The organism is uncultured Campylobacter sp., from assembly GCF_938039205.1.
Classification (GTDB): Bacteria; Campylobacterota; Campylobacteria; order Campylobacterales; family Campylobacteraceae; genus Campylobacter_A.
Genome location: NZ_CALHVM010000026.1, coordinates 38,509 through 57,969 on the forward strand (window position 1 = coordinate 38,509; position 19,461 = coordinate 57,969).

The 19,461-nt window shown below is 46.4% G+C and carries 15 protein-coding genes and 1 tRNA gene; 13 read left to right on the forward strand and 3 right to left on the reverse strand.

Going from position 1 to position 19,461, the window contains the following annotated elements; translation table 11 throughout:
- Window positions 1-102: 102 nt before the first annotated feature.
- The 6 genes from purD to Q0394_RS04395 are packed head-to-tail and all read left to right on the forward strand — an operon-like array spanning window position 103 to window position 7,727.
- Window positions 103-1,356 carry a phosphoribosylamine--glycine ligase gene (purD, locus tag Q0394_RS04370; RefSeq protein ID WP_298945675.1) on the forward strand — a complete coding sequence of 418 codons (1,254 nt, stop codon included), beginning with the start codon at window positions 103-105 and terminating at the stop codon, window positions 1,354-1,356.
- A complete protein-coding gene (locus Q0394_RS04375) occupies window positions 1,353-1,802 on the forward strand; it encodes an RDD family protein (RefSeq protein WP_298058471.1) in 450 nt (149 codons plus the stop codon). Before purD ends, Q0394_RS04375 begins: the two co-directional genes overlap by 4 nt.
- Entirely contained in the window at window positions 1,792-3,966 is a 2,175-nt protein-coding gene (gene lptD / locus Q0394_RS04380) for an LPS assembly protein LptD (RefSeq protein WP_298945676.1), read from the forward strand. The genes Q0394_RS04375 and lptD overlap by 11 nt, the downstream gene beginning before the upstream one ends.
- Window positions 3,966-4,676 (forward strand): phosphoribosyltransferase family protein, encoded by a 711-nt coding sequence (locus Q0394_RS04385; RefSeq protein ID WP_298945677.1) that lies wholly within the window; start codon window positions 3,966-3,968, stop codon window positions 4,674-4,676. Before lptD ends, Q0394_RS04385 begins: the two co-directional genes overlap by 1 nt.
- Complete coding sequence (locus Q0394_RS04390; protein WP_298945678.1) at window positions 4,661-6,856, forward strand: polyribonucleotide nucleotidyltransferase; 2,196 nt, start codon at window positions 4,661-4,663, stop codon at window positions 6,854-6,856. The genes Q0394_RS04385 and Q0394_RS04390 overlap by 16 nt, the downstream gene beginning before the upstream one ends.
- Window positions 6,857-6,872: 16 nt before the next feature.
- Entirely contained in the window at window positions 6,873-7,727 is an 855-nt protein-coding gene (locus tag Q0394_RS04395) for a universal stress protein (protein WP_298945679.1), read from the forward strand.
- Between the two features lie 578 nt (window positions 7,728-8,305).
- Here the strand turns inward: Q0394_RS04395 and Q0394_RS04400 are convergent.
- Together Q0394_RS04400 and Q0394_RS04405 are read right to left on the reverse strand one after the other, a co-directional pair.
- Window positions 8,306-8,389 (reverse strand) — tRNA-Leu (locus Q0394_RS04400).
- A gap of 44 nt (window positions 8,390-8,433) precedes the next feature.
- Window positions 8,434-8,733 carry a F0F1 ATP synthase subunit C gene (locus tag Q0394_RS04405; RefSeq protein WP_122874270.1) on the reverse strand — a complete coding sequence of 100 codons (300 nt, stop codon included), beginning with the start codon at window positions 8,731-8,733 and terminating at the stop codon, window positions 8,434-8,436.
- A 272-nt stretch (window positions 8,734-9,005) separates the two neighbouring features.
- Here Q0394_RS04405 and Q0394_RS04410 point away from each other — a divergent pair, with 272 nt between their 5' ends.
- The 5 genes from Q0394_RS04410 to Q0394_RS04430 are packed head-to-tail and all read left to right on the forward strand — an operon-like array spanning window position 9,006 to window position 15,072.
- Window positions 9,006-10,343: a sodium-dependent transporter gene (locus tag Q0394_RS04410; RefSeq protein ID WP_298945680.1), complete on the forward strand. Its 1,338-nt coding sequence runs from the start codon at window positions 9,006-9,008 to the stop codon at window positions 10,341-10,343.
- 2 nt (window positions 10,344-10,345) lie between these two features.
- Window positions 10,346-11,686, forward strand: a complete 1,341-nt coding sequence (locus tag Q0394_RS04415) for a sodium-dependent transporter (protein WP_298945681.1) — start codon at window positions 10,346-10,348, stop codon at window positions 11,684-11,686.
- Entirely contained in the window at window positions 11,687-12,268 is a 582-nt protein-coding gene (locus Q0394_RS04420; protein WP_298945682.1) for a TRAP transporter small permease subunit, read from the forward strand.
- Complete coding sequence (locus tag Q0394_RS04425) at window positions 12,265-13,590, forward strand: TRAP transporter large permease subunit (RefSeq protein WP_298945683.1); 1,326 nt, start codon at window positions 12,265-12,267, stop codon at window positions 13,588-13,590. Before Q0394_RS04420 ends, Q0394_RS04425 begins: the two co-directional genes overlap by 4 nt.
- A gap of 51 nt (window positions 13,591-13,641) precedes the next feature.
- Window positions 13,642-15,072, forward strand: coding sequence for a DUF4139 domain-containing protein (locus Q0394_RS04430; protein ID WP_298945684.1), 1,431 nt, complete (start codon window positions 13,642-13,644; stop codon window positions 15,070-15,072).
- A gap of 712 nt (window positions 15,073-15,784) precedes the next feature.
- On the opposite strand, the gene Q0394_RS04435 is transcribed toward Q0394_RS04430, so the two are convergent.
- A complete protein-coding gene (locus Q0394_RS04435) occupies window positions 15,785-16,792 on the reverse strand; it encodes a hypothetical protein (protein WP_298945685.1) in 1,008 nt (335 codons plus the stop codon).
- A gap of 109 nt (window positions 16,793-16,901) precedes the next feature.
- Here Q0394_RS04435 and Q0394_RS04440 point away from each other — a divergent pair, with 109 nt between their 5' ends.
- Both Q0394_RS04440 and Q0394_RS04445 read left to right on the forward strand, forming a co-directional pair.
- Window positions 16,902-18,722 carry a biotin/lipoyl-containing protein gene (locus Q0394_RS04440; RefSeq protein ID WP_298945686.1) on the forward strand — a complete coding sequence of 607 codons (1,821 nt, stop codon included), beginning with the start codon at window positions 16,902-16,904 and terminating at the stop codon, window positions 18,720-18,722.
- Window positions 18,723-18,740: 18 nt separating this feature from the next.
- Window positions 18,741-19,461, forward strand: a 721-nt coding sequence (locus Q0394_RS04445) for a phosphoenolpyruvate carboxykinase (ATP) (RefSeq protein ID WP_298945687.1), incomplete at its 3' end; no start/stop codon positions are given.

Genomic DNA, 19,461 nt, shown 5'->3' on the forward strand with positions numbered 1-19,461 from the left:
AGTTGCGACCTAAAGGAACCGCCTATTTGCAAGGTTGGCTTTGAATTTTCGGGCCACTTATATGCGCACCGCTCACTTGGGTTTTTTATTTTTGGAGAAATTATGAAAATTTTGATAATCGGAAGCGGCGGGCGCGAGTACTCAATAGCTCTAAAACTTCAAGAATCCTGCAAGCACGAGCTTTTCTTTGCTCCAGGCAACGGTGCCACCTCAAAGCTCGGCACGAATCTAAACTCCAAAGACTATAATCAGCTCGCAGAATTTGCTAAGACCGAGCAAATAGAACTAACGATCGTCGGCCCCGAAGCACCGCTAAATGGCGGCGTCGTGGATATCTTTAAGGTGCGAAATTTAAATATTTTCGGACCGAGCAAGGCTGCGGCTAGACTCGAGGGCAGCAAGGCGTTTATGAAGGATTTTTTAGCTAGAAACGCTATCCGAACCGCTGCTTATCTAAATACCGATGATTACGATGCTGCGGCTAAATTTATAGACTCTCTTACCGCTCCCGTCGTCGTTAAGGCCGACGGACTGTGCGCTGGCAAAGGGGTGATAATCGCCCAAAGCCGCGATGAAGCAAAAGCCGCGGCTCGCGATATGCTAAGCGGTGAGAGCTTCGGCGAGGCAGGTAAACGTGTGGTCGTGGAGGAGTTTTTAGACGGATTCGAGCTTAGCTTTTTTGCTATTTGCGACGGCGAAAATTTCGTCAGCATGCCCGTAGCGCAGGATCATAAACGCCTAAGAGATAACGACGAGGGACCAAATACGGGCGGCATGGGTGCGTACGCTCCTAGTCCGCTAGCAAGCCAAGAGCTAATAAAACAGGTTGAAGAAGAGGTCGTAAAACCGACTCTAAAAGGCATGAAAGCCGAGGGAAATCCTTTCTGCGGCGTGCTTTTTGTAGGGCTTATGGTGGTTAAGGGCGTGCCGTACGTACTTGAGTTTAACGTGCGTTTCGGCGATCCTGAGTGTGAAGTGCTAATGCCGCTGATTGATGGCGATCTGGGTGAAATTTTACTAAACGCGGCAAAAGGCGATCTAAAACCGGTAAAACTAAAGGACGAATTTGCTGTCGGAGTCGTGATGGCTAGTAAAAACTATCCTTTTTCAAGCTCGCCTAAGGCTAAAATCAGCGTAAAAAACGTTCCGGAAAACTCGCACATAGCATACGCAGGAGTGAGCGAGCAGGGCGGCGAGATCTATGCTGACGGTGGACGAGTACTCGTGTGCGTGGGGCTTGGCAAAAGCATAAAACAGGCGCAGCAAAAGGCCTATGAGCTTTGCGAAAACGTAGAATTTGACGGCGCGCAGTACCGAAAAGATATTGCCTGGCAAATGCTAAAAGGACGCGAATGAGCAGGAGCGTCATAGACAAGCTCGAAAATGAAAATATCACGCTCGCTAGCGTCGGTAAAAGAGCCGTCGCGTGGGGGATAGATAAGTTTTTAATCTCGGTTTTGTTTTATGCCGTCTACTACGAAAAATTTGATGGGCTGGACTATGAGCAGATCAGTGCGCTAGCTATGGAAATGATACCGCAGATCGTTTTGCTCGAGGTTATTTATCAGACGTTTTTTACGTGGTACTGCGGCGCTAGTATCGGCAAGGTCGCGATGAAGATCGTGTGCGTGGATATCGATCTGCTCGATAAGCCAGGCTTGCTAAATTCTCTCACTCGATCTTTGGTTCGCATCATCGGTGAAAACGCATTTTTCCTAGGTTTTGCATGGGCGTTTTCAAATCCATTATTTCAAACGTGGCAAGATAAAGCCGCGAAAACGGTAGTTATAAATGTTTACTAGAATTTTTTTGTTACTAATGTTTGGGGCTTTTAGTTGCTTTGCGGCTCAAAATTTCGAGCTTTTGGCTGATGACGTAAAACGCGATAAGGGTATAGTTACTGCAGATAAAAACGTACTTGTGTATTCGCAAGATTATTTGATGAGCGCAGACAGAGCTGTTTACGATCAGCAAAAAGAAATTTTGGAGCTTTTCGGTAATGTAAATTTAATAAGAAACAAAGACGAAATCTCGCACTGCTCATACGCAAAGATCGACCTAAATAGTAAAGATAGTAACTACGAAACGCTATTTATGATGAACCGCGACATGGAAGTGTGGATGCAAAGCGACGAGAGCAATAGTACTTCTAAATTTTACGAGGTAAACGGCGCGGTCGTATCGAGCTGTAACGTCCAAGACCCTGATTGGAAGATCAAATTTAGCAGCGGCAAGCTAAACCGCGAGAGTAAATTTTTACACCTTTTTAATCCCGTGTTTTACGTAGGAAACGTCCCCGTATTTTATCTGCCGTATTTTGGCTTTTCTACAGACACTCGCAGACGCACAGGCCTTTTACCGCCTGAGTTTGGTTACGGCAAAAACGACGGATTTTACTACAAACAACCGATCTATATCGCCGAATACGACAGCTGGGACTTACAGTTTGATCCGCAAATTCGCACTAGACGCGGTACAGGCATATACGGTACGTTTAGATTTGCCGATTCACCTTATTCTAGAGGCTCTGTGACATTTGGCGCATTTAGAGATACCGAGGGCTACCGACAAAGACAGATCGAGAAAAACTCGCTAAGACTCCCGTTAAAAAATAAAACGCACAAGGGTGCTGACGTAAAATATGAGCGCGATAGACTCGTTAAGCACCTGATAAACGAGGATTTGCAAGAGGGCTTGTGGCTCGATGCGACGGCTCTAAACGATATCGACTATATAAATTTGAAAAAGCGAGGCTCAGGTAGCGACGATAACCCTCTCGTGACCTCAAAACTAAACTATTTCTTAAGCAGTGACAAGCATTACTTCGGCGCATATGCGAGGTATTACACGGATACGTCAAAGATCGGTAGTCCGAACGAAAATAAAGACACGCTTCAAGAGTATCCGAGCTTTCAATATCATAAATTTACCGATAGCTTTATTTTGCCGAACGTGCTTTACTCTGTCGATCTCCACTCGCACAACTACACGAGAAAAATTGGCGTAAAGGCGACGCAGTACGAATTTAACCTGCCGGTTTCATTTCATTTGCCTTTAGCGGACGATTATCTGAAATTCTCGTATTATCACTATTTATACGCTACCCACGTGGACTATGCAAAGAAAATGTACCGTCCGACCGGAGACGAGGATAGGAGCGCAAACTACATAGAAAATTATCATAAATTTTCGCTCCAGACCGACTTAGCTAAGGCTTACGAGAGCTTCTATCATAGTTTAAATTTGGGCGTGGATTACGTAGTTAAAGCTTATAATGAAGGTGACCTGCCAGATAGATATGAGACAGCCGAAGATGACGGCAACGTATACGTCTACGATATGCTTGGACGAAAATATCAGAGCTTTATCAATCCTCAGCACACTAGAGACGAGGTTTCGGCCAGAGCGACGCAGTATTTCTTTAACGAAGACGGAAGAAAATTTTTGCGCCATACGATTTCGCAGGGTTATTACACCAAAGAGAACAAACGCTCAAATTTGAAAAACATCATCGGCTGGTATCCGCTACCGAATTTGTCTTTTTACAACAGGCTTGAGTACTCTTATAACAATAAATACTTTGAAAAAGTTCAAAGCGGTGCGAGCTATACGCATGATAAATTCGGCGCTAGCCTCTGGCACACAATGCAAAGAAAAAATGCACAGGAAAAGCAAAACTATCTGCACCTAAACGGCTACGTCGAGCTTCCGCATAACTATAGGCTATTTAGCGGTACTCAGTATGACCTTGAGCGCGACTATAATAAGCAGTGGCAGCTAGGCGTCTCTCACCGCAGAAAATGCTGGAACTACACGTTTGTCTACGAAGAGGAGCTTGAACCGACTACGACTACCAGCGGAACGGCCGCCAAAAAATCAAGAGGTGTTTACTTCTTTATAAATTTCTATCCGATGGGCGGCGTACATTACGACTTTTCGGTAGGACAGACGACGCAAGGTAGCTGATGAGCAATTACCGGGATCTTATGTTTGAAAACCAGCTCGAAGCAGCCGAAAAGTTGCTCGAAATTTTGCCCAAAAAAGAACTGGTTGCAGGTGAATATCTGATAATATGTGGCTCTATAGACTCTGTTATCATGGTCGATAGCGTGGCTCGCGGGCTAAATTTGAGCTATGAGATGTTGTTTTGTGAACGTATTCTTGCGCCGAATAACCCGGAGTGTGAGATCGCGATGGTTAGCGAAAAGGATGACGTGGTGCTAAACGACGAGCTTATTAAGAGCTTTGGCATTAGTTACGACTTCGTTTACGGCGAGGCCGACCGTAAGTACGACGAAAAAATCCTAAAAAACGTATATAAATTTAGAAAAGGAAATTTAATCGGCGATCTAAAGGATAGAAATATCCTGCTCGTCGACGAGGGCTGTGAGACGGGTCTTACAGCGCTAACCTGCCTAAAAACGCTCATGCGCGAGCGGGTAAAGTCAGTCACCTACGCTACGCCGCTCATCGCTACCGACGTCGCCGCAGCTATCGCGCCGCTGGTGGATGAAATTTATGCCGTGCACAAGATCGCGAATTTTATCGAAGTGGATTTTTACTACGAAAACAAAATCGAACCAAAACCAGAAACCGTGCTTTCAATATTAGAGGAGAGTCCATTTTATATACCATTACAAAAACAAGGAGATATTAGGGCATGCAGTATTCAATAGAAGTCAATAATCAAGTTGAAATTTACGATATAAACAAGGTCGCCAAACAAGCTAGCGGCGCGGTGCTTTTGCGCGTAAAAAACACCGTCGTTTTAGCTACCGTCGCTCGCGAAGACACGCAAGTTAGCGAGGATTTTTTACCGCTAACGGTGCAATACATCGAAAAAAGTTACGCTGCGGGCAAGATCCCGGGCGGCTACGTAAAAAGAGAAACAAAGCCTGGGGATTTTGAGACGCTAACTTCGCGCATCATCGACCGCTCGCTGCGCCCGCTCTTTCCAAAGGGCTACGCGTATCCGACGCAAATAGTCGTGATGGTGTTATCTTGCGATCCTGAGGTTGATTTGCAAGTCGTCGGTCTAAACGCCGCTTCAGTAGCACTCTATCTTAGCGACATCCCCGTAAATGCGCCTGTTTGCGGCGTGCGCGTAGGCTATATAGATAATAAATTCGTAATCAACCCTAGCAACTCTGAGCTAAAAACTTCGGCTCTCGATCTTTACGTAGCCGGCGTTAAAGACGAACTTTTGATGATCGAGATGAGAAGTATCCCGACCGAAAAAAACGAGATAGTGCCTATCGCGCTAGATCCTATGATGGATCCGAATTTAAGCGGCGCTATAGCGATGCAGGATATGAACGAATTTAGCGAGGATCTCATCGTGGAGGCGATCGCAGAAGCTGGCAAGGCGATACTTCGCGCCTCAAACGCTTATGAAGAAGCATTTAGCCAGCATAAAAAAGAAGACGCGCAACTCGAGCTAAAACCGGAGATCGAAAACGAGAGCGTCGCCGTCTATCTAAACGAATTTTACAAAAATGACGTAAAAGCCGCTATAAATCAGATGGCTAAAAGTGAGCGCGCCAGCGAGCTAACCAAGATCGCAAAGCAAATTTTAACCGACGAAGTAGCGCAAAAAGAGGGCTGGGAGGAGGAGGTCGTCTCTAACGTCCTGGCTAAATTTAAGAAAAAAATCGTCCGCGAGCAGATCATAAACGAGGGCGTGCGCGCCGACGGTAGGGAGCTTAAAGAGGTCCGCCCGATCAGCATCGAGACAAATATTCTGCCAAACGCTCACGGTAGCTGCCTCTTTACCCGCGGCCAGACGCAAGCTCTCGTGGTGGCGACTTTAGGTACCGACGGCGACGCGCAGATGTATGATATGCTAACGGAAAAAGGCGCCGTGACGGATAAATTTATGTTTAACTACAACTTCCCCGGCTTTAGCGTCGGCGAGGCTAGTCCGCTAAAGGCTCCGGGCAGACGCGAGCTAGGACACGGCAACCTCGCTAAGCGTGCCCTTGCGCCTAGTATCGACGTCAATTCGCCTTATACCATTAGACTTGTTTCTGAAATTTTAGAAAGTAACGGCTCAAGCTCGATGGCTAGCGTTTGCGGCGGCTCTTTGGCACTGAGAGCCGCAGGCGTCGATACGCCAAAATTAGTTGCGGGCGTTGCGATGGGGCTGATTTTCGAGGGTGAAAAACACGCCGTGCTAACCGATATCATGGGGCTAGAGGATCATGACGGCGACATGGACTTTAAGGTCGCAGGTAGCAAAGACGGCATAACAGCGCTTCAGATGGATATAAAGCTGGGCGGTATCAGCCTTGACGTGCTAAAAGAGGCGCTTTTGCAGGCGCGTGAGGGTAGGCTGCATATATTAAATTTGATGGAAAAAGCAAACGAAAATATCTCAGTAAATGAAGATATACTCCCTAAACTAGAGCTCTTTAGCGTTGATCCGGGCAAGATCGTTGACATCATCGGGCAAGCGGGCAAAACGATAAAAGAGATCATCGAAAAATTTGACGTCGCCATCGATCTAGATCGCGAAAAAGGCGAAGTAAAGATCGCCGGCGCGCAAAAATCAAGCGTTGACGCGGCTAAAGACTACATCATCCAAATCGTTTCAAAAGACAACGGCAAGGGCTTTGGCGGCAAAAGAGGTGGCAAAGACGGCAAGCCACAAAAGACGCCTGAGTTTAATATCGGAGACGAATTTGAAGGCGAGGTAAAAAGCGTGGTAGAATTTGGCGCCTTTATCGGACTTCCTGGCGGCGTGGACGGACTTTTGCATATCTCAAAAATCAAAACGCCTCTAAAAGCCGGCGATAAGGTTAAAGTAAAAATCAGCGAGCAAAAAGGGCACAAAATCTCCCTTTCTCTAGCGCAATAAATTTAAAGGAGAACCGATGCAGTATAAAAAAATATTTTTCCCAATCGGCGCGGGCGACGACGTAAAAGAGCGTATCAGGGGGGCTTTGCTGGTCGCTAAGCATTTTAACAGCCACATCGAGATTTTGGCTTGCCAGCTAGATCCAGGCGTCGTTTATAATATGAAAATGACGCTTAGGGGCGGAGTTCTTTACGATGAGTTTTTAAAGGCGGCGAAGGCTGAGCTTGGCGTCGAACACGAGCGTAACGAGACTATTTTTTATAAACTTTGCGAAGAGCTCGACGTGCAGGTTAGCGACGAGCCGATCGAGGGCAAGACGACGGCTAAATTTGTCACTAAAAGCGGTAAACGAAGCGTGGTGGTCGAGCAGGAGTCTAAATTTTGCGATATGGTAGTTGCCGCAGTACCGCTTGACGGTAAGATCACTGGCACGTTTGAGGCGGCGGTGCTAAAAAGCGGCAAAACGGCCATCACGATACCAAGGCGCATAACGAGCTTTAAGGCTGATAACATCCTAGTTAGCTGGAACGGCTCGACGCAAAACTCTCGCGCCGTGAGCAGCTCCATCGAGCTACTAAAAAAGGCTAAAAAGGTGCATTGTATCACTTGCATGCCGCATTCGGGCGACGGTAGCGCAGAGGAAAATCTAAAAAAACTAGAAGAGTATCTAAAACTGCACGGCATACAGGCGACTTACGAGGTTGTTAGCACGACTTCGGTACCGGGCGAAGCTCTGCTGCGAAACGCTAAAGATGGTGGATTTGACCTGATCGTGGCCGGTAGATACGGCGAAAACGGCTTTTTGGAGATATTTTTGAGCGGTACTTCGAGGTATTTCCTTAAAAATACGACGATACCAGTCTTTATGTAGGACACAGTTCGTAGCCAAATTTTTAAATTTGACGTTTGGCTCCGAGGTAAATTTAAGTGACTGGCCTTTTATAAGAGGTCGGTTGCTTTTTTAATTTTGTGACTGACTTCGGGCGCTTGCTGATTAAATTTTAGATTTTTATTTCATTCCTTATCGTTTTGCACTTATTTTTAAATTTAGATACTAGCAATAGAGGATTAAATTTATCTTGTTAGACTACTACTTTTTGACTATTTTTTAAAATCTAAATTTATTTTTGTGGTTATTCGAGAAGCTTATAAGCGGTAAAACTTAGTAAAAACTATTTCAAATTTTGCAAAAACTTCCTTTTAGATTTGGTTGTGCTGGTCTGCTATGTAAAGATGCGATTCGCTTCTTATGAGAAATGCAGTACCAAAGCAATCTCAAGTATTTTGAGTATTCGCAGCAAATTTGACTCTTTAGGGGTAATGGGAGACACTAGTGCAAGAACATGATTCTAGCGAATAATATCGACTTGTTTTGATGTAATCAGTGTTTTTGAAGTTGGAAAATCATTGATGGCTTGGAAGATTTTTGTTGGAATTAAATAAGAATTATGGTGCGACCTGCGAGATTTGAACTCGCACACCCTTCGGCACTACCACCTCAAAGTAGCGTGTCTACCGTTCCACCAAGGTCGCACGTGGATTAAAAAACATAAAGAGCGGGACGAACCCGCCCGATATTAAAACATTGGGTTTGCGTAAAGAACGATTAGCGCGATAACTAGTGCGTAGATAACTTGCGCTTCAATCATCGCAAGAGCAACGAACATCGTCGTAGTTAGCTTGCTACCCACGCCAGGGTTTCTAGCTGTTCCTGAGATTGTCGCAGAAGCGGTATTTCCCATACCAATAGCGCCGCCAAGAGCCGCTAGACCTAGACCGACTGCTGCTGCAAGAACAGAGTAAGATCTTAGCATCTCGCCGTCGCCCGCAAACGCAAAGCTAGCAAGAGCCATCATTAAGAAAACAACTTTTTTCATAAAGTCTCCTTGTAAATTTAAGCCATTTCGGATCAGACCCCTACTTTGAAGCTTTGAGAGCGCATTTTATAAAAATTTAGCTTTGAGTTACTTAAAACCGAGAAAAAATTTCATAAATTTTCTACTCGTCAAATTTGCCGCCGCGTAGTGCTACAAATTTACAAAAAATTTCAGCCGTGTTTCGTTTTTCTACGAATTTATTTAAAAATTAGAATTTTAAAAGCTTTTTTATGCTAGCCTCGCTTCTGAAATTTTAAATACTAAGGTTAAATTTGGCGCAGGATAAATTTTCAAAAATCGGCTTTATCTTAGCCGTCGCAGGCTCTGCGGTGGGGCTTGGAAACGCGTGGAAATTCCCGTATTTAGTCGGTCAAAACGGCGGTTCGGCCTTCGTGCTTTTGTATCTTTTTATGACTTTTTTTATCGGACTTGCGATATTTTTCGGCGAGATAGCTATCGGTAAGCTTTCCGAGTCTGACCCTGTAAATGCCTTTAAAAAGCTTGCTCCAAAACACAAAGAAACGTGGAAATTTGCGGGTTTTACGATGATAGGCGCGATCATCATCGCCTCTTTTTACACGGTTATCATCGGATGGATACTAAAATACGCAGTAATGGTAATAACAGAACTTCCAAAAGACGTCGAGGCTTCGGAGAAAATTTTCGGTAATTTCTACGCCAACGACGCCGCATCTCAAATTTTTTACTTCACGATCGTGTTTTTCCTTTGTATTTTTATCGTATCAAAGGGCATAAAAAGCGGCATCGAGCGCGTAAACGTCTGGATGATGCCTTCGCTTCTTATCTTGCTTATCATCATGCTTAGCTACTCTTTTACGATGGACGGCTTCGTGCAGTCGGCTAAATTTTTGCTGGTTCCGGATTTTTCAAAACTAGGCGTGAGTAGCATTTTAACCGCGCTTGGACTCGCGTTTTTTACGCTATCTCTAGGTGTCGGCGTTATCATCGTTTACTCTGCGTCGCTGCCTGATAATACGAATCTAGTTAGCTCCTCGATCATCATCGTCGTGATAAACGTCGTGATGGGCATTTTGATGGGGCTTGTTATCTTTACCTTCGTGTTTGAGTTTGGCGCGACGCCTAGTCAGGGCGTGGGGCTCGTGTTTATCTCGCTGCCTACGCTATTTGCGAAGCTGGACACGCTCGGACACGTGCTGGCGTTCGCGTTTTTCTCGGCTCTGCTTTTTGCGGGCATTACCTCGGCCATCTCGATGCTGGAGCCTTTCACGCACTATCTCATCCGAGAATTTGGCTTCTCTCGTAAAAAAGCCCTCGCGCTAATCGGCGCTTTCATCTACTGCATGGGCATTTTGTGCATACTTTCAAGTATCGAGGGCGTTAAAGAAAATTTGACGTTTTTTGGCAAGAGCTTTTTTGACTGCCTTGATTTTCTCAGCTCAAACGTCATCATGCCTATCGGCGGCATCACGGTGTCGATTTTCGTCGGGTTTGTCATCAAAAAAGACGCGCTTTACATACTTTTTGGACCGTATATGAGCAGGGTCGTATTTGAAATTTGGTATTTTATGATTAGATTCGTGGCTCCCATCAGCATCGTTATCATCACGATAAATGCGCTAAGGGACTAAGCGTGTCAAACGATAAATTTTCTAAAATCGGATTTATATTATCCATCGTGGGTGCTGCGATCGGACTTGGCAATGCGTGGAAATTTCCATACATGGTCGGCGCAAACGGCGGTTCTGCGTTCGTGCTTTTGTATCTTGTTTTTGCCGTTGCGGTCGGGCTTAGTATATTTTTTGCGGAGATGGCGATGGGTAAAATTTCAAACGCCGATCCCGTTAACGCCTTTCGCTCGCTCGCTCCTAAAAATGGCAAATTTTGGGGCTACGCCGGCGTCATAATGATAACGGGCGTTTTAGTCGCGTCATTTTATACGGTCATCATCGGCTGGGTTATTAGGTATTCGGTCTTATCTCTTGGCGAGCTTCCGCAAAGTATCGCGGTTTCGGGCGAAAATTTCGGCAAATTTATAAGCTCTGACATCTCGGGTCAAATTTTATACTTTAGTATTGCGTTCGCGGCCTATTTTTTCATCCTCTCAAAGGGCATAAAAGGCGGCATCGAGCGTATAAATTTATGGCTTTTGCCGACGCTTTTTTTGCTACTTATTTTTATGCTGATTTACTCGATGCAGATGGGCGGATTTTCGCAGGCGGCAGAGTTTTTGCTAGTGCCTGATTTTTCTAAGATCACGAGCGAGGCGGTATTTGTAGCTCTTGGGTTAGCGTTTTTTACGATGTGCGTGGGTATCGGCGCGATAGCTACGTATTCGGTTAGCCTAGATGACAAGACTAATCTTTTCACCTCTTCGCTCTACGTCGTCGCGCTGAACATCATCGTTAGCGTCGTCATCGGGCTTATCGTTTTTACCTTTGTTTTCGAGTACGGCGAGCAGCCTAGCCAGGGCGTAGGACTTGCATTTATCTCGCTACCGACGCTGTTTGCTAAGCTAGGAGGGATGGGAAACGTCCTAAGCTTTACGTTTTTTTCCGCGCTTATTTTTGCGGGACTTACGTCTGCTATCTCGATGGTCGAGCCGCTTGTTTTTTACCTCATAAACGAGTTTAAGATCCCTCGCCTAGGCGCGATCGCGATCGTTGGCGTCTGCGTTTATTGCCTAGGCACGCTTTGCGCGCTTTCAAACATCGCCGAATTTAAAGACGCGCTCACGTTTTTCGGCAAGGGATTTTTTGACGTTTTAGACTATCTTAGCTCAAATATCATGCTGCCGCTGGGCGGTATCGTGATCGCGGTATTTGTCGGTTACGCGATGAAAAGAGGCAGCCTAGAGGAGCTATTTTTGCCATATATGGGTAGGGCGGTTTTTGAAATTTGGTATTTTTTACTGCGATTCGTCGCGCCGATTTGCATTTTAGCTATAATGATAAGACAAATTTTGGGGAGTTAAATGGAACGAAATTTAAAAAAAGTAGAGCGATTTTTCGGTAAATTAGGCGACGTCACGGGCTACGTCTGTATACTCGTGATGTTTTTGATGATCGCGGACGTTTTTTTTAATGTCACGGCGAGATATTTTTTCAAATACGGCAACGTAGGCCTGCAAGAGCTTGAGTGGCATTTTTTTAGCATCATAATCCTGCTTGGCATGAGCTACGCGCTAAAAGACGACGCGCACGTGCGAGTGGATATATTTTATGAAAAGATGAGCGTAAAGAAAAGAGCGCTCATAAATATGGCTGGCGTTATCCTTTTTATCCTGCCGCTTGCGCTTTTAGTCGCGTGGCTGAGCTGGGACTACGTCGTGGAGGCGTATGAGAGCGGCGAAGGTAGCGCGGATCCCGGCGGCTTGCCGTATCGCTGGGTTATCAAGGCCTTTATCCCGTTTAGCTTTTGGCTGCTTATATTTTTTAGCGTCGGCTACTTTATAAAGTGGCTAAACGTCTATCTGGACGCTCGTTCAAATTTAAGCGAGGCGGGCAAATTTGACGCAAATTTAAACCAAACTGCGCAACAAGGAGAGGGAAAATGACCGGTATCGTAATGTTTTTAGCCGCGCTTTTTATGCTTGCTATCGGCTTTAGCGTCGCATTTACATTTGGCGCGATAGCCGTCATTTTCGGACTCATCGGCGGCATGGTCGAGAGCTTTGGCGACGGCAACGGCTTTATAGGCGGGCTTGAGATATTTAAAGAGACGTTTAACTTCATGCCTTACCGCATCTACTCGATAATGGAAAATAAAATCCTCATCGCCGTGCCGCTTTTTGTTTTTATGGGCATTATTTTGCAAAAGACCAAGCTAGCCGAGAGATTGCTCGAGTCTATGGCGTTTTTATTCGGCGAGATTCGCGGCGGCGTGGCAATTAGCACAGTTTTGGTGGGCGCGCTGCTAGCCGCATCTACGGGCGTTGTGGGCGCTAGCGTCGTAGCCATGGGCGTTATGAGCCTACCCGTGATGCTAAAGTACAACTACAACAAGGCTCTAGGCTGCGGCACTATCTGCGCTTCGGGAACGCTTGGACAGATCATCCCGCCTTCTATCGTTCTAATTATCCTAGGCGACGTCTTTACGGTGCCTGTGGGCGATCTTTTCCGAGAGGCGATATATCCGGGACTTGCGCTAGTTGGTGCTTATGTAGCTTATATTCTCATCGTAGCTTACGTGAAAAAGGACTACGCGCCGCCCGTCGTAGTAGAGAGCGATGTGCCTAAATCAAAGCAAATTTTAAACGCTATCCTTGCGATTTTGCCGCCGCTAGTACTTGTCGTGTTGGTGCTCGGCTCGATATTTGAAGGCATCGCTACGCCGACGGAGAGCTCGGCGTTTGGCTGCGTGGGTGCGATCTTGCTTTCGGTTTTTTACAGAACTTTTTCGTTTAAGATGCTAAAAGAAGCACTCGAAGAGAGCGTCAAAACTACGGCCGTCGTCTTTACTATCCTTATCGGCGCGACAGCATTTTCGATGGTGTTTAGCTACACCGGCGGCGACGAGATAGTTGAAGAAGTGATGTCTAGTTTGCCGGGAGAAAAATGGGGCTTTATTATCTTAGCCATGATTACGATTTTTGCGCTAGGATTTTTTATAGACTTCGTCGAGATTTCGTATATCGTGCTACCGATCTTGGCGCCGATTGCCGTAAATTTAGGCATAAATCCGCTATATTTCGCCATCGTTATCGCGATGAATTTACAGACTTCGTTTCTCACTCCTCCGTTTGGCTTTAGCCTCTTTTATCTAAAAGGCGTGGCGCCGGCAGAGGTCAAGACGTCCGACATCTACCGCGGCGTGGTGCCCTTTATCGCGATACAAATTTTAGTTCTGATCATCTTTACGATCATCTTGCTAGGCTAAAATTTATCTTTGTAAGGCTATAATCTCTTAAATTTACCCAAAGGAGAGAAAATGAGAGAGATAGCCTTAGTTTCGGCGTTTGCGCTGATAGCGAGCGCCGAAAGTAACCTGATAGAAATCTACAAAAACGCCTCATTTATCCATCAAAACTTCACCGACCAAAAAAGCGAATTTAGCCTAAATTTGCCCGATTTCGTCGGGCTTGAGGATATCGACGTGGCTGCGTCGTGCGAGCTTCTAAGTCTAAATTTAAACGAAGCAAAGCCCGCAGAAAACGAGGCCTACGCTAAATTTAAGCAAAACGAAAAAGAGCTTGAGGAGCTAAACGACAAGCTAAACGCACTAAATTCCAAAAACGCTTTTTTAAATAATTTTCCGGCCTTTAAAGAGCAAAGCGTCGCAAATTTGGACGCCGACGGCGATAAATTTTACGAAGCGGTGCTAAAAAATCTAGCTCAAATTTCGCAAACCAAAAAGCAAATCGACGAGCTGAAAAAGAAAATGAACAAGGCTGAGGTTAAAAATTTTCAAAAGCTTGATTTGAAATTTGAATGCGACCCAAAACAGGTCAAGATCTCCTATCCCGTGAGCGTTAGCGTAAATTTGAAAAATAAAATCCATGCCGACGTCGCAAAAGGCAAGGTCGAAATCTCGCAAAATTTAACCGTGACAAATCCTCTGGGCATCGATCTAAACTCCCTAACCATCGCGCTTTATCCGTTTTACTACTCGTCAAATTTGACGCCCGCGCCGTTTTATCCGCGCTACGAAGGCAAACCGGCGCCGCGAAATATGATGCCGCTAGCAGCCGCGCCGATGATGGAGGCTAGTGCCGATATGGCGCCGCGAAAGGCATACGCAAAGAAAAATAGCGTCAAAGACGTGCAAGCCAACAACGATCAAAACGCGCTCGCAAACGCGTGGCGAATCGAGGGCGTGAGTCTAAAAGCGGACGAAACGGCGGACTTTGCCTACGACAAGCAGAGTCTGGATGCTAAATTTGACCTCGTGATCGACGGCTACGGCAGCGCGGGCGCGTTCGTTAGGGCCGCGTTTAAGCCCGAGAGAAGCATAGAGGGCGCGCAAAGCGAGTTTAAGATTGACGGTATAAATATCGGCAAAAGATACGTAGGATACGCCGCTGGTGAGGAGGCGAAGGAGTTTTTCGGCAAAAACGAGCTTGTTAGCGTGAAAAAAGAAGCTAACGGCGAATATACGAAGGAGTCGTTTTTCGGCTCGAAAAACAAGATCTCGCGCGGGTATAAATACAGCATCAAAAACGGCTCGAAGCTCGCTTGGGACGTGGTTTTAGAGGAGCAAGTGCCCGTCAGCGCGCACGAGAGCGTAAGCGTGAGCGTGAAAAACGACCCGAAAGAAAACGAGATAGGTAAAGACGGCAAGGTAACGTGGAAATTTGCGCTTAAGCCAAATGAGAGTAAGGAAGTAAATTTCTCATATGAGTTAACCAAGCCGAGCGAATAAGATTGTAAATTTCTTGTTGCGGCTTGTCTTTTGAGTGTCTTTGAATGAGCTAGAAATTTTCTCCCTCGATGAACTACATGTTCTATCTTCGGCCGAAAATTTCGTCGCAACATTCAAATCCATCTCAAAATAAGCGTAGCGTTTTTGCGAAGCAAAATGTTTCTACAAAATACTTCGCCTTATCGTTTTACGTTCAAATTTGCGAATTTCGGCTTCAAATTTTATCCACCGAGACCCGCATCTTGAAAATGTAAATTTAAAATACGCGGCACGTCAGCGCCAAATTTAACCTGCACGCAGTGCAGCAACTTCTAACGTGCAGTGGGGTTAGAGAGGGCATGGGAGAGAGTCTGCTTTGCAGTTGCGAGGCAAAGCCGAAGCAAAGGAAGGCGACGCTCTACTTTGCTTCGCTCGTAGCTGCAAGCAGACCGTAAGTAGAGCCCCTTCCTCTCCCAAAGAAAAGAAAACAGATAAATTGCTAAGGAGCTCTTTTGCTTCGGTTTTACCTCACTTTGCGCTTGCACTTCCTTTGGGGGTTGCCAACAGAGCGCCATCCACCCCCCCCCTCCATCTCTTTTACATGAAGCAAAAAACCTAAAATTAACCAAGCCAAATTTACTATCGTCGAGATGCTGGTCTCGGCGAGTAAAATTTGCTAAATTTATCTCGGTCAAATTTGCCAAATTTATCCATAAAATTTAACCTGCAAAAGCTAAAAACCAAACTCAGCGTAAAATTCGTTCAGGTAGTCAGAGTAGTAGGTATTGCCGTTTCTGGCGTCAAATTTGCCCGCCAGCTCCAAAGCCGTTTTGTAGTCGTTTTCGTCGCCAAACGCGCTAACTGCGATGAAAAATCGCAGGTCGTTTAGATCGTCGTTGCCCTCAAGGATCGCCGCAGAGTGCTTGCGCGCTAAGTTTAGCGCCGTCTCGCGCTCATCTAGCCTAACGGCGATCTCGATGAGCGGGGCGACCATGTTTATAACGCGCGGATTTGACTCGATCGTCGCCGCGGCCTTTGGTAGCAGGGTTTTTGCCTCTTCTATCTTGCCTGTTTTAATCATGCTAAAAAGTATCGGCGCGTAGGTCGTGTGAGGTACTTCGGCACAAGTTAGCTCGCCTGAGAGTATCGGCGCGGCAAGCTCCAGCGCCGCTGCGTGCTCGCCGGCAAAATTTAAATAGGCGATCTCACCCGATGCCTCGCATGCTTCGCAGTCGGCCATATCGTCTTTGGCGAGCTTTTTCCACAGTTCGTAGTTTGCCTTCGCCTCTCTAGCATCGCCCATGTCGATGTTTTGATTCATCAAGGCCTTGTAGTAGGCAGCCAGCGAGAGCTCCATGCGCTCGTAGTAAAACAGCATCGCTTCGTTTGCCTCGTCTATGAGTTTCTTTTCGATCACGGAGCTTTGAGCGACGCCCGAGACGATCCATTTAAATTTCCACAGGCAGTCTACAAAGTCGTCGAAATTTGGATATTCGCTCTCGTTTTCTTTTAAATTTTGCACGATATAGTTCGTGAGCCACATTAGCGCCCTCGTTCTTAAAAATGCGCCGAATTTTTCAAAATCGCCGTTTAAAACAAAGTCGCAAATTTGCGCGGCAAACGCCAAATCCTGCGCCTCTACGGCGTCTCTTATCTCGTCAAACAAAAACTCTTCTTTATCCGCTAATCTATCAAATTCTTTTAGCTTTTTATAAAGTTCTTCTAGCGTGCGCTCTTGCATTTGCTTCCCTCGTTAAACATTTTTGTGATAATGCTTTGATTTTATTATATCCACTTAATCTAAAACTAGGTAAAATTAGCACGATTTTGAAATTTGACAAGGCGGCAAAATGGCGAAAAAATTTATAGACGTTATGGATACTACCTTTAGAGACGGCTTTCAGTCGGTTTTCGGCGCGCGCGTGGCGATGGCTGATTTTTTGCCCGCGGTTAGCGCGGCTAAAGAGGCCGGTATAACGCACTTTGAGTTCGGCGGCGGGGCGCGGTTTCAGAGCCTTTATTTTTATTTGAACGAAGACGCGTTTGCGATGATGGATAAATTTCGCGAAACGGTCGGACCTGAGGCAAATCTGCAAACTCTAAGCCGCGGCGTAAATACCGTGACGCTAGATACGGGCAGCCGCGAGCTGGTTGATCTGCACGCAAAGCTCTTTAAAAAACACGGCACGACCACGATACGAAACTTCGACGCGTTAAACGACGTGGAAAATTTAAAATATTCGGGCGAACGTATCGCTCATCACGGACTAAAGCACGAAGTGGTCGTCACGATGATGGACCTGCCTGCGGGCTGTTCGGGCGCGCACGACGTGGCGTTTTACGAGCGGATTTTGCGTGAAATTTTAGACGCGGGCATCCCGTATCACAGCGTTTGTTTCAAAGACGCCAGCGGCACCTCTAGCCCGCAAAAAGTGTATGAAACTATCAAAATGGCTCGCAAACTCCTCCCGCAAGATACTCACATCAGACTCCACACCCACGAAACCGCAGGCGTTAGCGTCGCTTGCTATATGGCCGCTCTAGAAGCCGGAGCAGACGGCATCGATCTAGCCGCAAGCCCGGTTAGCGGCGGCACCAGCCAGCCAGATATCCTAACTATGCTGCATGCCGTTAAGGGTAAAAACTACGATTTGGGTGGGCTTGACGTGGAGAAAATCTTAAAATACGAAAGCGTGCTGGGTGAATGCTTGAAAGATTATTTCCTGCCGCCCGAGGCCGTGCAGGTTAGCCCGCTCATCCCGTTTAGCCCGATGCCAGGCGGCGCGCTAACGGCAAATACTCAAATGATGCGCGATAATAATATCTTGGATAAATTTCCAGAAGTCATCCTAGCGATGCGCGAAGTCGTGCAAAAGGGCGGCTACGGCACGAGCGTGACGCCTGTGAGCCAGTTTTATTTTCAGCAGGCATTTAACAACGTAATGTTCGGTCCGTGGAAAAAGATCGCCGAAGGCTACGGCAAAATGGTACTAGGCTACTTCGGTAAAACGCCTGTGGAGCCAGATAAGAGCGTGGTTAAGCTAGCTAGCGAGCAGCTAAATTTAAAGCCGACCAAAGAGCACGCCATGGATATCGCGGACAAAGACGAGAGCAAGTCGCTTAAATTTACGCGCGAGCTACTCAAAAAAGAGGGCATCGAGCCTAGCGAGGAAAATATCTTTATCGCTGCGGCGTGCAAGGAAAAAGGCATCGCGTTTTTAAAAGGCGAAGGCAAAGTAAATATCCGAAAAAAATCGACAAACGCGGGCGAAACGAGCGTGCCGACCCCTCGCGCGAAAATTCCGATAAACGAAAAATACAGCGTCACCGTAAACGGCAAAAAATTTGACGTCGAGGTCGCGGACGCTGACGGCAAAGCCGAGATAAAAAGCGTAAAACCCGCAAGCGTAGCGCACATGCCGCCTCCGGAGCTCTCTCCGGCTAAAACGACCGGCGGCAGCGGCGAACCGGTAAAAAGCACGCTTCCAGGAAACGTGTTTAAAATCCTAGTCGCAGTGGGCGATAGCGTGAAAAAGGGACAAAGGATGTTCGTGCTAGAGGCCATGAAGATGGAAATAGACGTAAACGCTCCAAAAGACGGGCTGGTAACGTCTATCGAGGTACAGCAAGGACAAACCGTGGCAAACGGTCAAATTTTAGCAAAAATTTAATCCAAAAAAGGAAGAAAAATGGTAAACGAAATAGAAAAATTAGGTCTTAAGGATATCAAAAAAATCAACCACAACCTAAGCTACGACGAGCTTTTCGAGCTTGAAAAGGCCATGGGCGAGGGACGCGTTAGCAGCAACGGCACTTTTATGGTGGATACCGGCATCTTTACGGGTCGCAGCCCAAAGGATAAGTACTTCGTAAAGCAAGATCCGAGCCAAAAATACATCGCCTGGGGCAAGGTAAATCAGCCTATCTCAAAAGAGCTTTTCGATAAGCTTTTAGCCAAAGCTAAAGCCCAGCTAAGCGGCAAGGAAATCTTTATCCAAGACGCATTTTGCGGCGCTAGCGAAAAGAGTAAAAAATCGGTCCGCTTCGTAACCGAAGTCGCGTGGCAGGCGCATTTTGTTAAAAATATGTTCATCCGTCCAAGCGAGGCGGAGCTAGCTAAATTTAGCCCTGATTTCGTCGTTTATAACGCGTGCAAATGCAAAAACGAAGAGTGCAAAGAGCAGGGGCTAAACTCCGACGTTTTCGTTATCTTTAACGTCGAGGAAAACGTCGCGGTTATCGGCGGCACGTGGTACGGCGGCGAGATGAAAAAGGGCATTTTCTCGATGATGAACTACTGGTTGCCGCTTGAGGGCAAGCTAAGTATGCACTGCTCGGCAAACGTGGGCAAGGACGGCGACACGGCGCTATTTTTCGGTCTAAGCGGCACGGGCAAAACGACGCTCTCGA